General features: G+C 45.9%; 15 protein-coding genes and 4 tRNA genes. All 19 read left to right on the top strand.

Going from position 1 to position 17,978, the window contains the following annotated elements:
- Positions 1–54: 54 nt before the first annotated feature.
- The 19 genes from TH63_RS01010 (at position 55) to rplC (ending at position 17,978) form a co-directional block, all read left to right on the top strand.
- A tRNA-Tyr gene (locus tag TH63_RS01010) sits at positions 55–137 on the top strand.
- 74 nt (positions 138–211) lie between these two features.
- A tRNA-Gly gene (locus tag TH63_RS01015) sits at positions 212–284 on the top strand.
- Between the two features lie 45 nt (positions 285–329).
- Positions 330–401: transfer RNA gene (locus TH63_RS01020), tRNA-Thr, on the top strand.
- Between the two features lie 64 nt (positions 402–465).
- Positions 466–1,653, top strand: coding sequence for an elongation factor Tu (tuf, locus tag TH63_RS01025; protein ID WP_048919285.1), 1,188 nt, complete (start codon positions 466–468; stop codon positions 1,651–1,653).
- A gap of 109 nt (positions 1,654–1,762) precedes the next feature.
- Positions 1,763–1,835 (top strand) — tRNA-Trp (locus TH63_RS01030).
- A 23-nt stretch (positions 1,836–1,858) separates the two neighbouring features.
- Complete coding sequence (gene secE, locus TH63_RS01035) at positions 1,859–2,050, top strand: preprotein translocase subunit SecE (RefSeq protein ID WP_048919286.1); 192 nt, start codon at positions 1,859–1,861, stop codon at positions 2,048–2,050.
- A 15-nt stretch (positions 2,051–2,065) separates the two neighbouring features.
- A complete protein-coding gene (nusG, locus tag TH63_RS01040; protein ID WP_048919287.1) occupies positions 2,066–2,623 on the top strand; it encodes a transcription termination/antitermination protein NusG in 558 nt (185 codons plus the stop codon).
- Positions 2,624–2,635: 12 nt separating this feature from the next.
- Positions 2,636–3,079, top strand: a complete 444-nt coding sequence (gene rplK, locus TH63_RS01045) for a 50S ribosomal protein L11 (protein WP_048919288.1) — start codon at positions 2,636–2,638, stop codon at positions 3,077–3,079.
- 11 nt (positions 3,080–3,090) lie between these two features.
- Complete coding sequence (gene rplA / locus TH63_RS01050) at positions 3,091–3,780, top strand: 50S ribosomal protein L1 (RefSeq protein ID WP_048919289.1); 690 nt, start codon at positions 3,091–3,093, stop codon at positions 3,778–3,780.
- A gap of 9 nt (positions 3,781–3,789) precedes the next feature.
- On the top strand, positions 3,790–4,317 hold the full coding sequence (gene rplJ, locus TH63_RS01055; RefSeq protein ID WP_048919290.1) for a 50S ribosomal protein L10: 528 nt from the start codon (positions 3,790–3,792) through the stop codon (positions 4,315–4,317).
- 38 nt (positions 4,318–4,355) lie between these two features.
- Complete coding sequence (gene rplL / locus TH63_RS01060) at positions 4,356–4,736, top strand: 50S ribosomal protein L7/L12 (RefSeq protein WP_048919291.1); 381 nt, start codon at positions 4,356–4,358, stop codon at positions 4,734–4,736.
- A gap of 155 nt (positions 4,737–4,891) precedes the next feature.
- Positions 4,892–8,764 carry a DNA-directed RNA polymerase subunit beta gene (rpoB, locus tag TH63_RS01065; RefSeq protein WP_048919292.1) on the top strand — a complete coding sequence of 1,291 codons (3,873 nt, stop codon included), beginning with the start codon at positions 4,892–4,894 and terminating at the stop codon, positions 8,762–8,764.
- Positions 8,765–8,887: 123 nt separating this feature from the next.
- Positions 8,888–13,204: a DNA-directed RNA polymerase subunit beta' gene (gene rpoC / locus TH63_RS01070; protein ID WP_048919293.1), complete on the top strand. Its 4,317-nt coding sequence runs from the start codon at positions 8,888–8,890 to the stop codon at positions 13,202–13,204.
- A gap of 4 nt (positions 13,205–13,208) precedes the next feature.
- Positions 13,209–13,523, top strand: a complete 315-nt coding sequence (locus tag TH63_RS01075) for a DUF3467 domain-containing protein (protein WP_048919294.1) — start codon at positions 13,209–13,211, stop codon at positions 13,521–13,523.
- A 102-nt stretch (positions 13,524–13,625) separates the two neighbouring features.
- A complete protein-coding gene (gene rpsL, locus TH63_RS01080; protein ID WP_048919295.1) occupies positions 13,626–14,042 on the top strand; it encodes a 30S ribosomal protein S12 in 417 nt (138 codons plus the stop codon).
- Between the two features lie 13 nt (positions 14,043–14,055).
- Positions 14,056–14,523 carry a 30S ribosomal protein S7 gene (gene rpsG / locus TH63_RS01085; protein ID WP_048919296.1) on the top strand — a complete coding sequence of 156 codons (468 nt, stop codon included), beginning with the start codon at positions 14,056–14,058 and terminating at the stop codon, positions 14,521–14,523.
- Positions 14,524–14,525: 2 nt separating this feature from the next.
- Positions 14,526–16,625, top strand: coding sequence for an elongation factor G (fusA, locus tag TH63_RS01090; protein WP_048919297.1), 2,100 nt, complete (start codon positions 14,526–14,528; stop codon positions 16,623–16,625).
- Positions 16,626–16,635: 10 nt separating this feature from the next.
- Positions 16,636–16,941: a 30S ribosomal protein S10 gene (rpsJ, locus tag TH63_RS01095; RefSeq protein WP_048919298.1), complete on the top strand. Its 306-nt coding sequence runs from the start codon at positions 16,636–16,638 to the stop codon at positions 16,939–16,941.
- Between the two features lie 416 nt (positions 16,942–17,357).
- Positions 17,358–17,978, top strand: a complete 621-nt coding sequence (gene rplC, locus TH63_RS01100; protein ID WP_048919299.1) for a 50S ribosomal protein L3 — start codon at positions 17,358–17,360, stop codon at positions 17,976–17,978.

The following is a 17,978-nucleotide window of genomic DNA, read 5'->3' on the forward strand; positions in this document are numbered from 1 at the left end:
CTTAGAACGAAATCACCAAAAGAAGACGGGAAAAGGGTTCTTTGAATAAAGAATGGGGAGATTCCAGAGTGGCCAAATGGGACGGACTGTAACTCCGTTAGCGTAAGCTTTCGAAGGTTCGAATCCTTCTCTCCCCACTCAAACATTGATCAGGAACTGAGGCTAGGTTACAGGTTGTCTCATGAAGGTTTCTGATAGTACCAGTAAACAAGCGGGAGTAGCTCAGCTGGTAGAGCGACAGCCTTCCAAGCTGTAGGTCGCGGGTTCGAACCTCGTCTCCCGCTCTTTGAAAAAAAAATGATGCAGCGCAAGCTGCATCATTTCATTATGCCGACGTAGCTCAGGGGTAGAGTACTTCCTTGGTAAGGAAGGGGTCGTGGGTTCAATTCCCATCGTTGGCTCAAGCGGTATTATTTATCAAACAATCAATACACCGTTTCACCCAAGAACTAAATACTTTCTAAAATGGCTAAAGAAAATTTTGATCGCTCCAAACCGCACGTAAACATCGGTACAATTGGGCACGTTGACCACGGCAAAACAACCTTGACTGCTGCTATTACTCAGGTTTTAGCGGGCAAAGGTCTAGCCGCAAAGAGAGATTTCTCTTCAATTGATAACGCTCCTGAAGAAAAAGAGCGTGGTATCACTATTAATACTTCTCACGTTGAGTACTCAACTGAGAAACGTCACTATGCGCACGTTGACTGCCCTGGTCACGCTGACTACGTGAAAAACATGGTTACTGGTGCTGCCCAGATGGACGGCGCTATCCTTGTAGTTGCTGCTACTGATGGCCCTATGCCTCAGACACGTGAGCACATCCTTTTGGCTCGTCAGGTAGGTGTTCCTGCTCTTGTTGTGTTCATGAACAAAGTGGACATGGTAGACGATCCAGAATTATTAGAGCTTGTTGAAATGGAAATCAGAGAGCTTCTTTCTTTCTATGATTTCGATGGCGACAACATTCCAGTTATCCAAGGTTCTGCTCTTGGTGGCTTGAACGGCGATGCGAAATGGGTTAAAACCATTGAAGAATTGATGGATGCAGTTGACTCTTTCATTCCGATTCCTGCTCGTTTAACTGACCTTCCATTCTTGATGCCAGTTGAGGACGTGTTCTCTATCACTGGTCGTGGTACAGTAGCTACTGGCCGTATTGAGCGTGGTATCATCAACTCTGGTGAGCAAGTGGATATCTTGGGTATGGGTGCTGAAGGCCTGAAGTCAACAGTAACTGGTGTTGAGATGTTCCGTAAGATCCTTGACAGAGGTGAAGCTGGTGACAACGTAGGTCTGTTGCTTCGTGGTATTGAGAAAACTGATATCCGTCGTGGTATGGTTATCTGCAAGCCAGGTTCAGTAACTCCTCACATGAAGTTCAAAGCTGAGGTTTACGTTCTTTCTAAAGAAGAAGGTGGACGTCACACTCCATTCTTCAACAACTACCGTCCACAGTTCTACCTGAGAACGACAGACGTAACTGGCGTTATCACTTTGCCAGAAGGTGTTGAAATGGTTATGCCTGGTGATAACATCACTATCACTGTTGACTTGATCAACAAAGTAGCGATGGAAAAAGGCTTACGTTTCGCTATCCGTGAAGGTGGTAGAACAGTAGGTGCTGGTCAGGTAACTGAAATCCTTGACTAATCTATAAAAATTTACAAGTCCGCCTTACTTAGTTGTGGGGCGGACTTGTTTTTTTATAAAAGAGTTAATACATTTGCACTCCATTTAGACGAATGGCGTGCATTTTTTTACGGGAGTAGCTCAATTGGTAGAGTAGTGGTCTCCAAAACCATTGGTTGTAGGTTCGAGTCCTACCTCCCGTGCATATAGAGTTAATAGCATCAGAATGGGAAAGCTGACAAAATTTTTCAATGACACAAAGGAAGAGATGCAACATAAAGTCTCTTGGCCAACCTATACAGAGCTTCAGAAAAGCTCTATCCTGGTATTGGTAGGGTCACTGGTGTTTGCAGTAGTTGTGGGTGCTATGGATTTTGTGTACGACTCCACCCTGGAATGGTTCTATAACCAATTCTAATTTAAGCTGGAGAAAATGGCAGATTTGAAATGGTATGTAGTGCGGGCTGTTTCCGGACAGGAGAAGAAAGCAAAGTCTTATCTTGAAAACGAAGTTGCCCGTCATAATCTAACGGAGATGGTGCCCCAGGTACTAATCCCGTCAGAGAAAGTGTACGAAATGCGGAACGGAAAAAAGCGCGTGAGAGAGCGTAGTTTTTTTCCGGGTTATGTGTTGGTGCACGCTGATATCTCCAACGGGGAGGTAGAGCACTTGATTACCAGTACCCCGGGAGTCATTGGTTTCTTAGGCGCCGGAAACGGAAATACAGTAGCCAAGCCTGTGCCTTTGCGCATGTCTGAAGTGAACCGCATCTTAGGAAAGGTTGACGAGTCAGAAGAGCAGGTGGAGACATTGGAGACCCCATTCATTGTGGGCGAGACCGTGAAAGTAATGGATGGTCCGTTCAATGGTTTCTCTGGAACTGTAGAAGAGGTGTTTGAAGAACGCCGCAAGTTGAATGTGATGGTGAAGATCTTCGGGCGGAATACCCCGGTAGAGCTGAACTACATGCAGGTAGAAAAAGAACAGTAGTAATAAATAATAATGGCAAAAGAAATAAAAGGTTATCTGAAACTTCAGGTAAAGGGAGGCGCCGCGAATCCAGCACCGCCGATAGGACCTGCACTTGGATCTAAAGGTCTTAACATCATGGAGTTCTGCAAGCAATTTAATGCCAGAACCCAAGATAAGGCCGGCCAAGTATGCCCAGTTTTGATTACAATGTACACTGACAAGTCATTTGACTTTGTAATTAAGACTCCTCCCGCTCCAGTATTGTTGATGGATGCGGCGAAAATCAAATCTGGTTCTAAAGAGCCGAACCGAAATAAAGTAGGTTCAGTGACGTGGGAGCAAATTAGAGAAATCGCTGAAATCAAAATGCCTGACCTGAATGCGTTCAAAGTTGAGGCTGCAATGAGATTGGTAGCTGGTACCGCACGTAGCATGGGTATCACAGTAAAAGGAACTGCTCCTTGGAGTGAGTAATTAAAAAGCAAATGGCTAGAATTTCTAAAAACAGAAAAGCAGTCTTAGCGAAGTATGATGCTTCTAAAGAGTACTCTTTGTTAGATGCAGCAGGCGTAGTGAAAGAAATTACTTTCACCAAGTTTGATGCCTCTGTTGACATTGACGTACGTCTGGGAGTTGACCCGCGTAAGGCTGATCAAATGGTGAGAGGTGTGGTTACACTTCCCCATGGAACCGGTAAAGATGTACGTGTATTAGTGCTTTGCACCCCTGATAAAGAAGAGGAAGCAAAAGCGGCTGGTGCAGACTACGTAGGTCTTGACGAGTACATCCAGAAGATTGAAAAAGGTTGGACAGATATTGATGTAATCATCACTATGCCAGCCGTTATGGCAAAAGTAGGTAGACTAGGACGTATCTTAGGACCCCGTAACTTAATGCCAAATCCTAAAGCTGGTACTGTAACAACAGACGTTGCCAAAGCGGTAAGAGAAGTGAAAGCTGGTAAAATCGACTTCAAAGTTGACAAAACCGGTATCATTCACACCAGCATTGGAAAAGTATCCTTCGGGCCAGAGCAGATTGCTGCTAACGCTACTGAGGTCCTTGCAACCTTGAACCGTTTAAAGCCTTCTTCTGCTAAGGGAACTTATATCAAGAGCATCACATTGTCAAGCACAATGAGTCCTGGTGTAGTAGTTGACAAAAACTCAATTTAACGAGAAGAGATGACACGGGAAGAGAAAGAAATCATTGTACGCGATCTGAGCGAGAAATTAGCTCAAAACCCCTTCGTCTACATTACAGACGCTTCAGAATTGACAGTTGCTACTATCAACAGATTCAGAAGACTGTGCTTTGACAGAGGCATTGAGTACAAAGTGTATAAAAACACTCTGATACGTAAAGCATTGGATACCTTAGATGCAGACACTTCTGCATTAGATGTAGCTTTGAAAGGTTCTACCGGACTTTTATTTGAATCTACAACTGGTAACGCTCCAGCAAAATTATTACTTGATTTCCGCAAGGGTGGTGTTAAGAAACCAATCCTGAAGGGTGCTTATATTGACAGCAGCATCTATTTAGGTGATGATCAGCTTGATGCCTTGAGCAAAATCAAGTCAAAAGAAGAATTGGTGGGCGAAATCATTGGCTTGCTGCAATCACCTGCTAAAAACGTTATTTCTGCCCTTCAGAGCGGTGGAAATATTCTGGCAGGATTGGTTAAAACATTATCAGAGAGAGAACAATAATATTTCAATTTTAAAACAACTTTTAATTACTAATAAAAATGGCAGATTTGAAAGCATTCGCTGAGCAGTTGGTTAACTTAACTGTAAAAGAGGTTAATGAACTTGCTACAATCCTTAAGGATGAGTATGGTATTGAGCCAGCAGCTGCTGCTCCAGTAATGATGGCAGGTGGTGCCGGTGCCGGTGCTGACACTGTTGCTGAAGAGAAAACATCTTTTGATGTGATCCTTAAGTCAGCTGGTGCCTCTAAACTAGCGGTTGTAAAGCTAGTTAAGGAATTGACTGGCCTTGGATTGAAAGAAGCAAAAGAATTGGTTGACGGAGCTCCTAAACCATTGAAAGAAGGTGTTGCTAAAGATGAAGCAGATTCATTGAAAAAGCAATTGGAAGAAGCTGGTGCTGAAGTGGAGGTTAAGTAATCTCACATTCACCTTCCATTACCACTAAGGGTTAGACCTGGCAATTTCGTCAGGTCTTTTCCTGTTTGTACCTAGAAATGATTTTCTAGTAATTTCTGCCAGTGAAATAGCAATTTCCCGGCACGACAAAGTTTAAACGTAAAAATCAGACAACTTTGGCTACAAGTAAAACGACAGAGCGGATTAATTTTGCGTCCATCAAGTCGGTAATAGACTACCCAGACTTTCTGGACGTACAGCTACAGTCTTTCCAAGACTTTTTCCAGTTGGAAACCGCTGCAGAAAACCGCACGGAAGAAGGCCTTTTCAAAGTATTTGCTGAAAACTTCCCAATCTCTGATTCAAGAGAGAATTTTGTTCTTGAATTCGTAGATTACCACGTTGACCCGCCCAAATATTCAGTAGATGAGTGTATTGACCGTGGCTTAACGTACTCAGTTCCTTTAAAGGCGAAACTTCGTTTGATTTGTAATGATACAGACAACGAGGATTTTGAAACCATTGAGCAGGAGGTTTTCTTAGGGAACATCCCGTACATGACTGAGAAAGGTTCTTTTGTGATCAATGGCGCAGAGCGCGTAATTGTTTCCCAGCTGCACCGTTCCCCGGGCGTATTCTTTGCCCAAAGTAAGCATACCAACGGTACTAAATTATATTCAGCCAGAATTATCCCTTTCAAAGGATCCTGGATTGAATTCGCGACAGACGTAAACAACGTCATGTACGCGTACATTGACCGTAAGAAAAAATTCCCGGTTACTACTCTTTTGCGTGCCATTGGCTACGGAACGGACAAAGACATCCTTGACCTGTTCGGGTTGTCCGAGGAAGTGAAGGCAGACAAAAAGACCCTGAAGAATGTAGTAGGTAGAAAACTTGCTGCAAGGGTTTTGCGCACTTGGACAGAGGATTTCGTGGATGAGGATACCGGTGAAGTGGTATCTATTGACCGTAATGAGGTTCTGTTAGAGCGTGACTCTGAAGTAAGCGAAGATGATTTAGACGTGATCATTGATTCAGGGGTGAAATCTATCATTCTGCACCGTGAGAACGTTAACATCGCTGACTACAACATTATCTATAATACCCTTCAGAAGGATAATTCCAACTCTGAGCAGGAAGCGGTGGAGCAAATCTACCGTCAGCTTAGAAATACAGAGGCTCCTGATGTGGAGACCGCCCGTGACATTATCCAGAAGTTGTTCTTCAGTGATAAGCGTTATGACTTAGGTGATGTTGGTCGTTATAGAATCAACAAGAAGCTAGGCCTTGACAAAAACTGGGAAGCCAAGGTATTGACCAATGAGGACATTGTCCTTATCGTGAAATACCTGATCGGTTTGATAAACTCAAGAGCGGTAGTAGATGATATTGACCACTTAAGTAACCGCCGGGTAAGAACGGTAGGGGAGCAGTTATATGCGCAGTTTGGTGTAGGTCTTGCCCGTATGGCCAGAACCATCAAAGAGCGTATGAACGTGCGTGATAACGAAGAATTCAAACCGGTTGACTTGATCAACGCGCGTACGCTTTCTTCAGTGATCAACTCCTTCTTTGGTACTAACCAACTGTCTCAGTTCATGGACCAGACTAACCCGCTGGCAGAAATCACGCACAAGCGTAGAGTATCTGCCCTGGGGCCAGGAGGTCTTTCCAGAGAGCGCGCCGGTTTTGAGGTACGTGACGTTCACTATACCCACTACGGCCGTCTTTGTACCATTGAAACGCCAGAGGGACCAAACATTGGTTTGATCTCCTCGCTGTGCGTACACGCCCGCGTAAACAGCATGGGCTTCATTGAAACCCCTTACCGCAATGTGGTAGACGGGAAAGTAGACATTACATCTACCGTGAAGTACCTGACCGCTGAAGAAGAAGACACCCACCACATTGCTCAGGCCAATGCCATCATTGATGACAACGGTAATTTTGTGAATGATAAGGTAAAAGGCCGTTTTGAAGGTGACTTCCCAGTAGTAGAGCCAGAGCGCTATACGTACATGGACGTTGCCCCTAACCAGATTGTATCGGTGGCGGCTTCCCTGATCCCGTTCCTGGAGCATGATGATGCGAACCGTGCCTTGATGGGATCAAACATGCAACGTCAGGCCGTTCCTTTGCTTAGACCACAGGCACCAATTGTGGGTACCGGTCTTGAGCTAAGAGCTGCCCTTGACTCCAGAGCACTGGTGAGAGCCGAAGGCGAAGGATACGTGCATTTCGTAGACGCAGACAAGATCATTATCCATTATGACTTGTCAGAAGCGCAGAAGCTGATCAGCTTTGACGCCGAGTATGTTACCTATGACCTGATTAAGTTCCGTCGTACCAACCAGGATACCTGTATCAACCTCACCCCATTGGTGAAGAAGAACGAGCGGGTAACCAAAGGCCAGCCACTGTGCGAAGGATATGCCACCAACCAGGGAGAGCTTGCCTTAGGTAGAAACCTGCAGGTAGCGTTCATGCCTTGGCAAGGGTATAATTTTGAAGATGCGATCGTTATCTCTGAACGTGTAGTAAGAGATGACGTCTTTACCTCTATCCACATTGAGGAATTTGAACTGGAAGTTCGCGAGACCAAGCGTGGGGAAGAAGAGTTAACCTCTGAAATCCCGAACGTGAGCGAGGAAGCCGTTCGTAACCTTGATGAAAACGGGATCATCCGGATTGGTGCTGAAGTAAAAGAAGGCGACATCCTGATTGGTAAGATCACTCCTAAAGGAGAGACCGACCCAACACCGGAAGAGAAACTTCTTCGTGCCATCTTTGGTGACAAGGCCGGCGATGTGAAGGATGCTTCCTTGAAGGCGCCGCCATCCTTGAATGGAGTAGTTATTGAGACCAAACTGTTCTCCCGTCCTAAGAAAGACAAAAACCTTCGGGCCAAGTCTAAGAAAGAGGTAGAAGAACTGAAGGTGAAATACAACAGTGAACTCAAAGCCGTGAAGAACGTGATGGTTGAGAAACTAGTTGGTTTACTGGAAGGCAAGACAAGCCAGGGTATCCGTCACCGTTTCGGGGATGAGATGCTGGCCAAAGGTGCCAAGTTTGGTAAGAAGAATATCACAGAAGCCCTGTTCCCTGACAAGAACCCTTATAAGGACGAAAGCAACTATGCCGTAGCCGAAGAGGTGAACATGTTCAAGGACCTGATTCTGGAAGGCTGGACCGCCGACGAGCAGACCAACCAAATGTTGCTGGAACTGGTGAAAAACTACACCAAGCGCCGCAATATGATTTCTGCCCGTTTCAAGCGCGACCGCTTCACCCTAGAGGTAGGGGATGAATTACCTGCTGGTATCGTGCAGTTGGCCAAAGTATATATCGCCAAGAAGCGTAAGCTGAAAGTAGGGGATAAGATGGCAGGCCGCCACGGTAACAAGGGGGTAGTTGCCCGTATCGTGCGTGAAGAAGACATGCCGTTCCTGGAAGATGGAACGCCAATGGACATCGTGTTGAACCCACTAGGGGTACCTTCCAGAATGAACATCGGCCAGATCTACGAGACAGTTCTAGGCTGGGCTGGTCTTAAGTTGGGACGCAAGTATGCTACCCCAATCTTTGACGGCGCCACTGAAGAGCAGGTTTCTGCAGAATTGACTGAGGCAGGTGTACCAAAGTACGGCCGTACCTACTTATATGATGGTTTAAGCGGAGATCGTTTTGACCAGCCTATTACAGTAGGGGTGATTTACATGCTGAAACTTGGTCACTTAGTGGATGATAAAATGCACGCCCGTTCTATCGGACCATACTCCTTGATTACGCAGCAGCCATTGGGTGGTAAAGCCCAGTTTGGTGGTCAGCGTTTCGGTGAGATGGAGGTGTGGGCGTTGGAGGCCTTCGGGGCTGCTAACGTATTGCAGGAAATCCTGACCGTTAAGTCTGATGACGTGATTGGTCGTGCCAAGGCCTACGAAGCCATTGTAAAAGGTGACGTATTGCCTAAGCCGAACATCCCAGAGTCATTCAACGTGTTGATTCACGAACTCAGAGGCTTGGCCTTAGAGATTACGCTGGACTAATAAGCTGTTTTGGAGGAGATTTCAGGAAAACAGGCTCAAAACGCCTGGGCCTGGAATCTCCCTCTTACGCGTTAGAAAGCCCGCACAGTAAAAAGGAATTTTACATATCTAGCAACACATAAAATGGCGTTAGCAAGAAATAAAAAATTAATCCAGGACTTCTCTAAAGTTACCATCAGCCTGGCCTCTCCAGAATCAATCCTGGAAAGATCAAATGGTGAAGTAACCAAACCGGAAACCATCAACTACAGAACCTACAAGCCAGAGATGGGTGGTCTGTTCTGCGAGCGGATTTTCGGACCGGTGAAGGACTGGGAATGTCACTGCGGTAAATACAAGAGAATCCGTTACAAAGGGATTATTTGTGACCGCTGCGGGGTAGAAGTAACAGAGAAGAAAGTGCGCCGCGAGCGCATGGGCCATATTGAGTTGGTAGTACCGGTAGCGCATATCTGGTACTTCAAGTCACTGCCAAACAAAATTGGTTATCTGTTAGGCTTACCAACCAAGAAGCTTGACCAGATCATCTATTATGAGCGGTATGTAGTGATCCAGTCTGGTATCCTGGCGGAAGACGGCGTGAACGTGTTGGACTTCCTCACCGAGGATGAGTACTTGGACATGATTGACAAGCTGCCTCGTGAGAACCAGATGTTGGACAACCATGATCCAAACAAGTTCATCGCGAAGATGGGTGCTGAGGCGTTACAGATGTTACTGGAGCGCATCAACCTTGATGACCTGTCCTATGACCTGCGTTACTCTGCCGCCCATGAGACTTCTCAGCAGCGGAAAGCAGAAGCCCTTAAGCGCCTGCGCGTAGTAGAGGCTTTCCGTGACGCTTCCACAAGAATTGAGAACAAGCCGGAGTGGATGATTATCCGCATGGTGCCTGTGATTCCGCCGGAATTGCGTCCGTTGGTTCCATTGGATGGTGGCCGTTTCGCTACCTCTGACTTGAACGACCTGTACCGCCGTGTAATCATCCGTAATAACCGTCTGAAGCGCCTGATCGAGATCAAAGCGCCAGAGGTAATTCTCCGGAACGAGAAGCGTATGTTGCAGGAAGCCGTTGACTCCCTGTTTGACAACTCACGTAAAGTGAATGCGGTTCGTGCCGAAGGTAACCGTGCCTTGAAATCACTTTCAGACATGCTGAAAGGTAAGCAAGGACGTTTCCGTCAGAACTTACTTGGAAAGCGGGTTGACTACTCTGGCCGTTCGGTAATTGTAGTAGGTCCTGAATTGAAACTGCATGAGTGCGGTCTGCCAAAGAACATGGCCGCTGAGCTTTTCAAGCCGTTCATCATCCGTAAGCTTATTGAGCGCGGTATTGTGAAAACGGTTAAGTCTGCCAAGAAAATTGTAGACAGAAAAGACCCTGTAGTTTGGGATATCCTGGAGAATGTGCTGAAAGGGCACCCTGTCCTGTTGAACCGTGCTCCTACGCTCCACAGATTGGGTATCCAAGCCTTCCAGCCAAAGCTGATTGAAGGAAAAGCGATCCAGCTTCACCCATTAGTAACCACCGCATTCAACGCCGACTTTGACGGTGACCAGATGGCAGTGCACGTTCCCCTGGGACCTGCTGCAATCCTGGAAGCCTCAACCTTGATGTTGGCCTCACACAATATCCTGAACCCTGCTAACGGTGCCCCTATTGCGGTACCTTCTCAGGACATGGTATTGGGTCTATATTACGTGACCAAAGGCAAGCGTACCACTGAGAATGAAGTCATTCAAGGGGAAGGCATGTCTTTCTATAGCGCCGAAGAAGTTATCATCGCTATCAATGAAGGTCGTCTGTCTAAGCACGCCTTCATTAAAGTAAGAGCGAAGATAGTAGATGACAGCGGTGAGCTGGTAACCAAATCTATTGAGACAGTAGCCGGACGGGTACTCTTCAATCAGTTTGTGCCAGAAGAAGTGGGTTACGTAGACGAACTATTGTCTAAAAAGAAATTGCAGCAGATCATCTCCCGCGTGTTCAAAGTAACAGGTATGGCGAGAACTGCTCAGTTCCTGGATGATATCAAAACCCTGGGATTCCAGTCTGCCTACAAAGGCGGCCTGTCCATGGGCTTAGGTGACATCGTGATCCCTAAAGAAAAAGATATCCTGGTTGCTCAGGCCAAAAAAGATGTAGATGCTGTTTGGGCTAACTACTCTATGGGTCTTATCACTGATAACGAGCGTTACAACCAGGTAATTGATATCTGGACCCGTATCAACAACCAGATCACTGAAACGTTGATGTCCCGTCTTGAGAAAGACGACCAGGGCTTCAACTCCATCTTTATGATGATGCACTCAGGAGCCCGTGGTTCCAGAGAGCAGATCCGTCAGTTGGGTGGTATGCGGGGTCTGATGGCTAAGCCACAAAAATCATTGCAAGGTTCAGTAGGGGAGATCATTGAAAACCCAATTCTATCTAACTTCAAAGAAGGTCTGGATGTAATTGAGTACTTCATCTCAACCCACGGTGCCCGTAAAGGTCTAGCCGATACGGCCTTGAAAACAGCGGATGCTGGTTACCTGACCCGTCGTCTGGTAGACGTATCACAAGACGTGATCGTGAACGAAGAAGACTGCGGTACATTACGTGGCCTGGAAGTAAGCGCCCTGAAAGACAACGAGGATATTGTTGAATCACTGTCTGAGCGTATTCTGGGTCGAGTGAACGTGCATGATATCGTGGATCCGTTAACCAATGCCATCATCCTGGAATCTGGTCATGAGATTACGGAAGAAGTGGCACGCATCATTGAGAACACCGCCATTGAAAGCGTGGAGATCCGTTCTGTATTGACTTGTGAGACCAAGCGTGGTATTTGTGCCAAGTGCTACGGGCGTAACTTGTCTACCGGACGCATGGTGCAAAAAGGAGAGGCCGTTGGTGTAATTGCTGCCCAATCCATTGGTGAGCCAGGTACACAGCTTACCCTCCGTACCTTCCACGTAGGTGGTACTGCCTCTAACATTGCGGTAGATGCAGCCATCAGAGCCAAATTCAACGGGGTAGTAGAGTTCGAAGATGTTCGGACCCTGGATACTGCCAACGCGGAAGGAGAACTCGTGAAGGTAGTGATGGGACGTTCTGGTGAGGTGAAAATCATTGACCCAACTACCGGAAAGCTGTTAATCAGTAACCACGTTCCTTACGGTTCATTCCTGATTGTAAATGAAGGACAGACCGTAACCAAAGGAGACGAGCTTTGTAATTGGGATCCGTATAACGCAGTTATCTTGTCTGAGTTTGACGGTACCATTGCCTACGAGTCCATCGTGGACGGTATCACGTTCCGTGAGGAATCTGATGAGCAGACAGGTCACCGTGAGAAAGTGATCATTGAAACCAAGGATAAGACGAAAAACCCTGCCATTGTTATCAACCCAGCAAACGGCGAGCCTAAAACCTACAACATTCCAGTAGGAGCTCACTTAGCCGTGGAAGACGGACAGAAAATCAAAGCGGGTCAGATTATCTCTAAAATCCCTCGTGCCATTGGTAAGACCCGTGATATCACGGGTGGTCTACCACGCGTTACGGAGCTCTTTGAGGCACGTAACCCGTCAAACCCAGCGGTAGTGAGTGAGATTGACGGTGTAGTGACCTACGGTGGCGTGAAACGCGGTAACCGTGAGATCTACATTGAGTCTAAGGACGGTGTGAAGAAGAAGTACATGGTGCCACTCTCCAAGCACATCCTGGTTCAGGACAATGACTTCGTGCGCGCCGGTGTTCCGTTATCAGACGGGGCCATCACGCCAAACGATATCCTGAACATCCAGGGCCCGGGTGCAGTGCAGGAATACTTAGTGAACGAGATTCAGGAAGTATACCGTCTGCAAGGGGTGAAGATCAATGACAAGCACATTGAAGTAGTGGTTCGTCAGATGATGCAGAAAGTGAACGTGCTTGACCCAGGTGACACCAGCTTCCTAGAGAACCAGACAGTGGATAAGGTAACGTTCATGGAAGAGAATGATATGATCATTGACATGAAAGTAGTGGAAGATGCAGGAGACTCTTCGGCCATGAAACCAGGTATGATTGTAACGGCCCGCCGCTTGCGCGATGAGAACTCTAGCCTGAAGCGTCGTGACCTGCGTCTGGTAACCGTGCGTGATGCACAACCAGCCGTGTCAAGACCAACCTTGCAGGGTATCACACAAGCTTCATTGGGTACACAAAGCTTTATCTCGGCGGCTTCCTTCCAGGAGACTACCAAGGTGTTGAGCGAGGCAGCTATCAAAGGAAAAGCAGACGAATTACTGGGCTTGAAAGAGAACGTAATTGTAGGTCACTTGATCCCGGCAGGTACCGGCTTGCGCGAGTACACCAAAATCATTGTAGGCTCTAAGGATGAGTATGAAGCTCTGACCGCCAGCAGACAAGCAGGTTTGAAAGCAAAGCAAGGCGAACTGCAAGAGAAATAGTAAAATGGCTGCCGAAGAACAACAGGGACAGATCAATATTGAATTGACCGAGGAAATTGCAGAGGGCGAGTACGCAAACCTGGCCATGATTGCACATTCCCACAGTGAGTTTGTGCTTGATTTTATCCGGCTTATGCCGGGCATCCCTAAGGCAAAAGTGAAAGCAAGAGTGGTGATTACTCCAGAGCATGCCAAGCGTTTCTTGGTTGCTTTGGAGGAAAACATCCTAAAGTATGAGCAAAGTTTTGGGGCCATAAAGCAGACGCCGGAAGCCCCCAGCTTTCCTCTAAATTTTGGGGGAACCATTGGCGAAGCCTAAGCCATTAATAATTAATGAATTAAAACTTTGAATTTGCAAAGTAGATTTTATACCTTTGCAAACCCATTTTTGAAGAGAAGAATCTATTTAAAAGTTTAGTAAATGCCTACTATACAACAATTAGTAAGAAAGGGAAGAGAAGCGCTAACATCAAAGTCGAAATCCCCAGCCCTTGACTCATGCCCACAGAGACGTGGCGTGTGCACACGCGTTTACACAACCACACCTAAGAAACCTAACTCCGCTATGCGGAAGGTGGCTCGTGTGCGTTTGACAAACGGCAAAGAAGTCAATGCCTATATCCCGGGTGAAGGCCACAACCTACAGGAACACTCCATTGTGTTAATCAGAGGTGGTCGTGTGAAAGACTTACCAGGTGTAAGATATCACATTATCCGTGGAGCTTTGGATACAGCTGGTGTAAATGGCCGTCTGCAGTCCCGTTCTAAATACGGAGCAAAACGTCCTAAACCAGGTCAACCAGCAGCAGCTGCAGGAAAAGGCGGTAAGAAAAAATAATTGAGTTAAGACAATGAGAAAAGCGAAACCAAAGAAGAGAATTCTTCTTCCTGATCCAAAATACAAAGAAACTCTAGTTACCCGTTTTGTAAACTACCTGATGGTAGACGGTAAAAAGAGCGTTGCATACCGGATTTTCTATGATGCCTGTGATTTAGTTGAGAAAAGAACTAAAGAAAGCGGATTAGAGACCTGGAAAAAAGCATTGAACAACATCATGCCAGGTGTAGAGGTGAAAAGCCGCCGTGTAGGTGGTGCCACTTTCCAGGTGCCTACTGAGGTTCGCCCTGACAGAAAGATCTCTCTTGGTATTAAATGGATGATCTCTTACGCTCGCAAGAGAGGTGAGAAAACCATGATGGATAAATTGGCAGGTGAGATTATCGCCGCAGCCAAAGGAGAAGGTGCTGCTGTGAAGAAGAAAGATGATACGCACAGAATGGCGGAAGCCAACAAAGCATTCTCACATTTCAGATTCTAAGAATGGCTAGGGATTTAAGATTTACAAGAAATATAGGGATTGCCGCGCACATTGATGCCGGTAAAACCACTACTACAGAGCGTATCCTTTACTATGCTGGTGTAAGCCACAAAATAGGAGAGGTACACGATGGAGCAGCCACAATGGACTGGATGGAGCAGGAGCAGGAAAGAGGTATCACAATTACTTCAGCTGCAACTACTGTAAACTGGGACTACAGAGGCGACAAATACCATATCAACATTATTGATACTCCAGGTCACGTTGACTTTACCGTAGAGGTAAACCGTTCCCTGCGTGTATTAGATGGTCTGGTTTTCTTATTCAGTGCGGTAGATGGGGTTGAGCCTCAGTCTGAGACCAACTGGAGATTAGCTGACAACTACAAAGTTGCCCGTATTGGTTTCGTTAACAAAATGGACCGTTCAGGCGCAGACTTCTTAGGCGTATGCAAGCAGGTAAAAGAAATGTTGGGCAGTAATGCCGTAGCATTACAGTTACCTATTGGCGCTGAAGATAACTTTGAAGGAGTTGTTGACTTAGTAAACTTCAGAGGTATCAAATGGAATGAGCACGATAAAGGCATGACCTTTACCGAGGTTCCAATTCCTGATGATATGCTGGAGGAAGCAGAAGAATACAGAGAGAAACTTCTGGAAGCTGTTGCTGACTATGATGACGCTTTAATGGAGAAATACTTTGAAGACCCATCCTCTATCACTGAGGCTGAGATCTTGGAAGCACTTCGTAAGGCTACTATTGACATGGCTATTGTACCTATGCTTTGCGGTTCTTCCTTCAAGAACAAAGGCGTACAAACCATGCTGGACTATGTAATGGCGCTTTGCCCATCTCCAATGGACAAAGAAAGCATTTCAGGTACCAACCCAGACACAGGAGAAGAAGTAACCCGTAAGCCAAGTGAAAGCGAGCCTTTCGCTGGTCTGGCTTTCAAAATTGCTACTGACCCTTACGTAGGTCGCCTTTGTTTCGTACGTGCCTATTCAGGTGTGTTGGAGTCAGGTTCTTACGTGTACAACACCCGTTCAAATAACAAAGAGCGTATCTCCCGTATCTTCCAGATGCACGCCAACAAGCAGAACCAAATTGAAAGATTGGCTGCCGGTGACATTGGAGCGGTAGTAGGCTTTAAGGATATCAAAACTGGAGATACCCTTTGCGACCAAAACGCGAAAATCGTTCTGGAATCAATGGACTTCCCAGAGCCGGTAATCGGTTACGCTATTGAGCCTAAAACTCAAGCTGACTCTGATAAAATGGGTATGGCCATTGCCAAATTGGTGGAAGAGGATCCAACTCTTCACGTAAACACTGATGAGGAAACCGGACAGACCATTCTTAGAGGAATGGGCGAGCTTCACCTGGAAATCATCATTGACCGGATGAAGCGTGAGTTCAAGGTTGAGTTGAACCAAGGTGCTCCACAAGTAGCTTACAAAGAAACCATCACCAAAACTATTGAACACAGAGAAGTGTACAAGAAGCAGTCTGGTGGACGTGGTAAATTCGCTGACATCGTGTTCACCATGGGTCCACGCGAAGATGGTAAGCAAGGCCTGGAGTTTGAAAACGCCATTGTAGGTGGTGTGATTCCAAGAGAATTCATCCCGCCGGTACAAAAAGGATTTGAAGAAGCAATGAAGAACGGTATTTTGGCCGGCTTCCCTGTAGACTCAATGAAGGTGCGTTTGTTCCACGGTTCTTTCCACGACGTTGACTCTGATGCCTTGTCATTTGAATTGGCCGCCCGTGCTGGTTTCAAAGAAGCTGGTAAGCAATGTGCTCCTAGACTTCTCGAGCCTATCATGGCAGTAGACGTGGTAACTCCAGATGAGTACACAGGTCCAGTTACCGGTGACTTGAACAGAAGAAGAGGAATCATGAAAGGGATGGATACCAAAGGTACTTCCACTGTAGTGAAGGCTGAGGTTCCATTATCAGAACTGTTTGGTTACGTGACTGACTTACGTACCATCACTTCAGGTAGAGCAACTGCTTCTCTTACATTTGACCACTACGAGCAGGTGCCAACTAACTTGGCTGAAGGAATCATTGCAAAAATTAAAGGGACTTCGAAATAGTTGAAATAGAATGAATCAAAAGATCAGAATCAAACTGAAATCTTACGATCACAATCTGGTAGATAAATCATCAGAGAAAATCGTGAAAGCGGTAAAAGCAACTGGTGCGATCGTGAGTGGTCCCATTCCATTGCCAACTGAAAAGGACATCTTCACTGTTTTGCGTTCACCCCACGTGAACAAAAAAGCAAGAGAGCAGTTCCAGCTTTGCACCTATAAGAGATTGGTAGATATTTATTCTACTTCCTCTAAAACGGTAGATGCATTGATGAAGCTTGAATTACCAAGCGGCGTTGATGTGGAAATCAAAGTTTGATAAACTACATAAGGTAAAAAAGGGAGAGGGCAACCTCTCCCTTTTTTTATATCCATGGGTTAAATTTTCTGTTTTGGGGCCATTTTAAGAAAAATAGGCTCAAAACGGAATGCTGGCAGAATTAATTAAGCCAGTAAATTCAGGCTATAAATCATATTGAAAAGGGATTCTGTTTTGAGCATGTTTTTGAAAAAACGTGCTTAAAACAAAGGAGCACAAGGTTATATAAAGGAAAGCACTAAAGGACTTGGAAAGAAAAGGAGGGGGCGGGGAGACCAGAACCCAATTACATTACTATCTGAAAACAAATAATTTAGGATAGCTTGTAAAATAAAAATTAAATATAGAACTTTGCACTCCCGAAAAATGAACCCATTTAGCGGATTAATAATTAATTGTTTAAATAAAAAAGTAGAATGCCTGGAATTATCGGTAAGAAAATCGGAATGACAAGCCTCTTCACTCCTGAAGGGAAGAGCGTGGCCTGTACTTTGATTCAAGCAGGACCATGCGTAGTAACTCAGGTTAAGACGCAAGAAACAGACGGCTATACAGCTGTTCAGCTTGGGTACGGAGAGAAGAAAGTGAAAAGAGTAAGCAAAGCGCTTGCTGGTCACTTCGCGAAAGCCAACACCACTGCTAAAAAGAAATTAGTAGAATTCAGACTGGAAGATGTAGCTTCTTTCTCTTTAGGAGATGAGGTAAATGTAAACCTGTTTGAGGAAGGTGAATTCGTAGATGTAGTAGGTACCTCTAAAGGTAAAGGTTTCCAAGGGGTTGTAAAGCGTTACAACTTTGCTGGTGTGGGTGGACAAACCCACGGTCAGCATAACAGAGCCCGTCACCCTGGTTCCATTGGTGCTTGTTCATGGCCATCCAGAGTATTCAAAGGAATGCGTATGGCTGGTAGAATGGGTGGAGACCGCGTGAAGATTCAAAACCTACGCATTCTGCGTGTGATGCCTGAGCAAAACGTATTAGTAGTTAGCGGATCTATCCCTGGTGCTAAAAATTCATTTATTGTAGTTGAGAAATAA

Source organism: Rufibacter radiotolerans, assembly GCF_001078055.1.
Classification (GTDB): domain Bacteria; phylum Bacteroidota; class Bacteroidia; order Cytophagales; family Hymenobacteraceae; genus Nibribacter; species Nibribacter radiotolerans.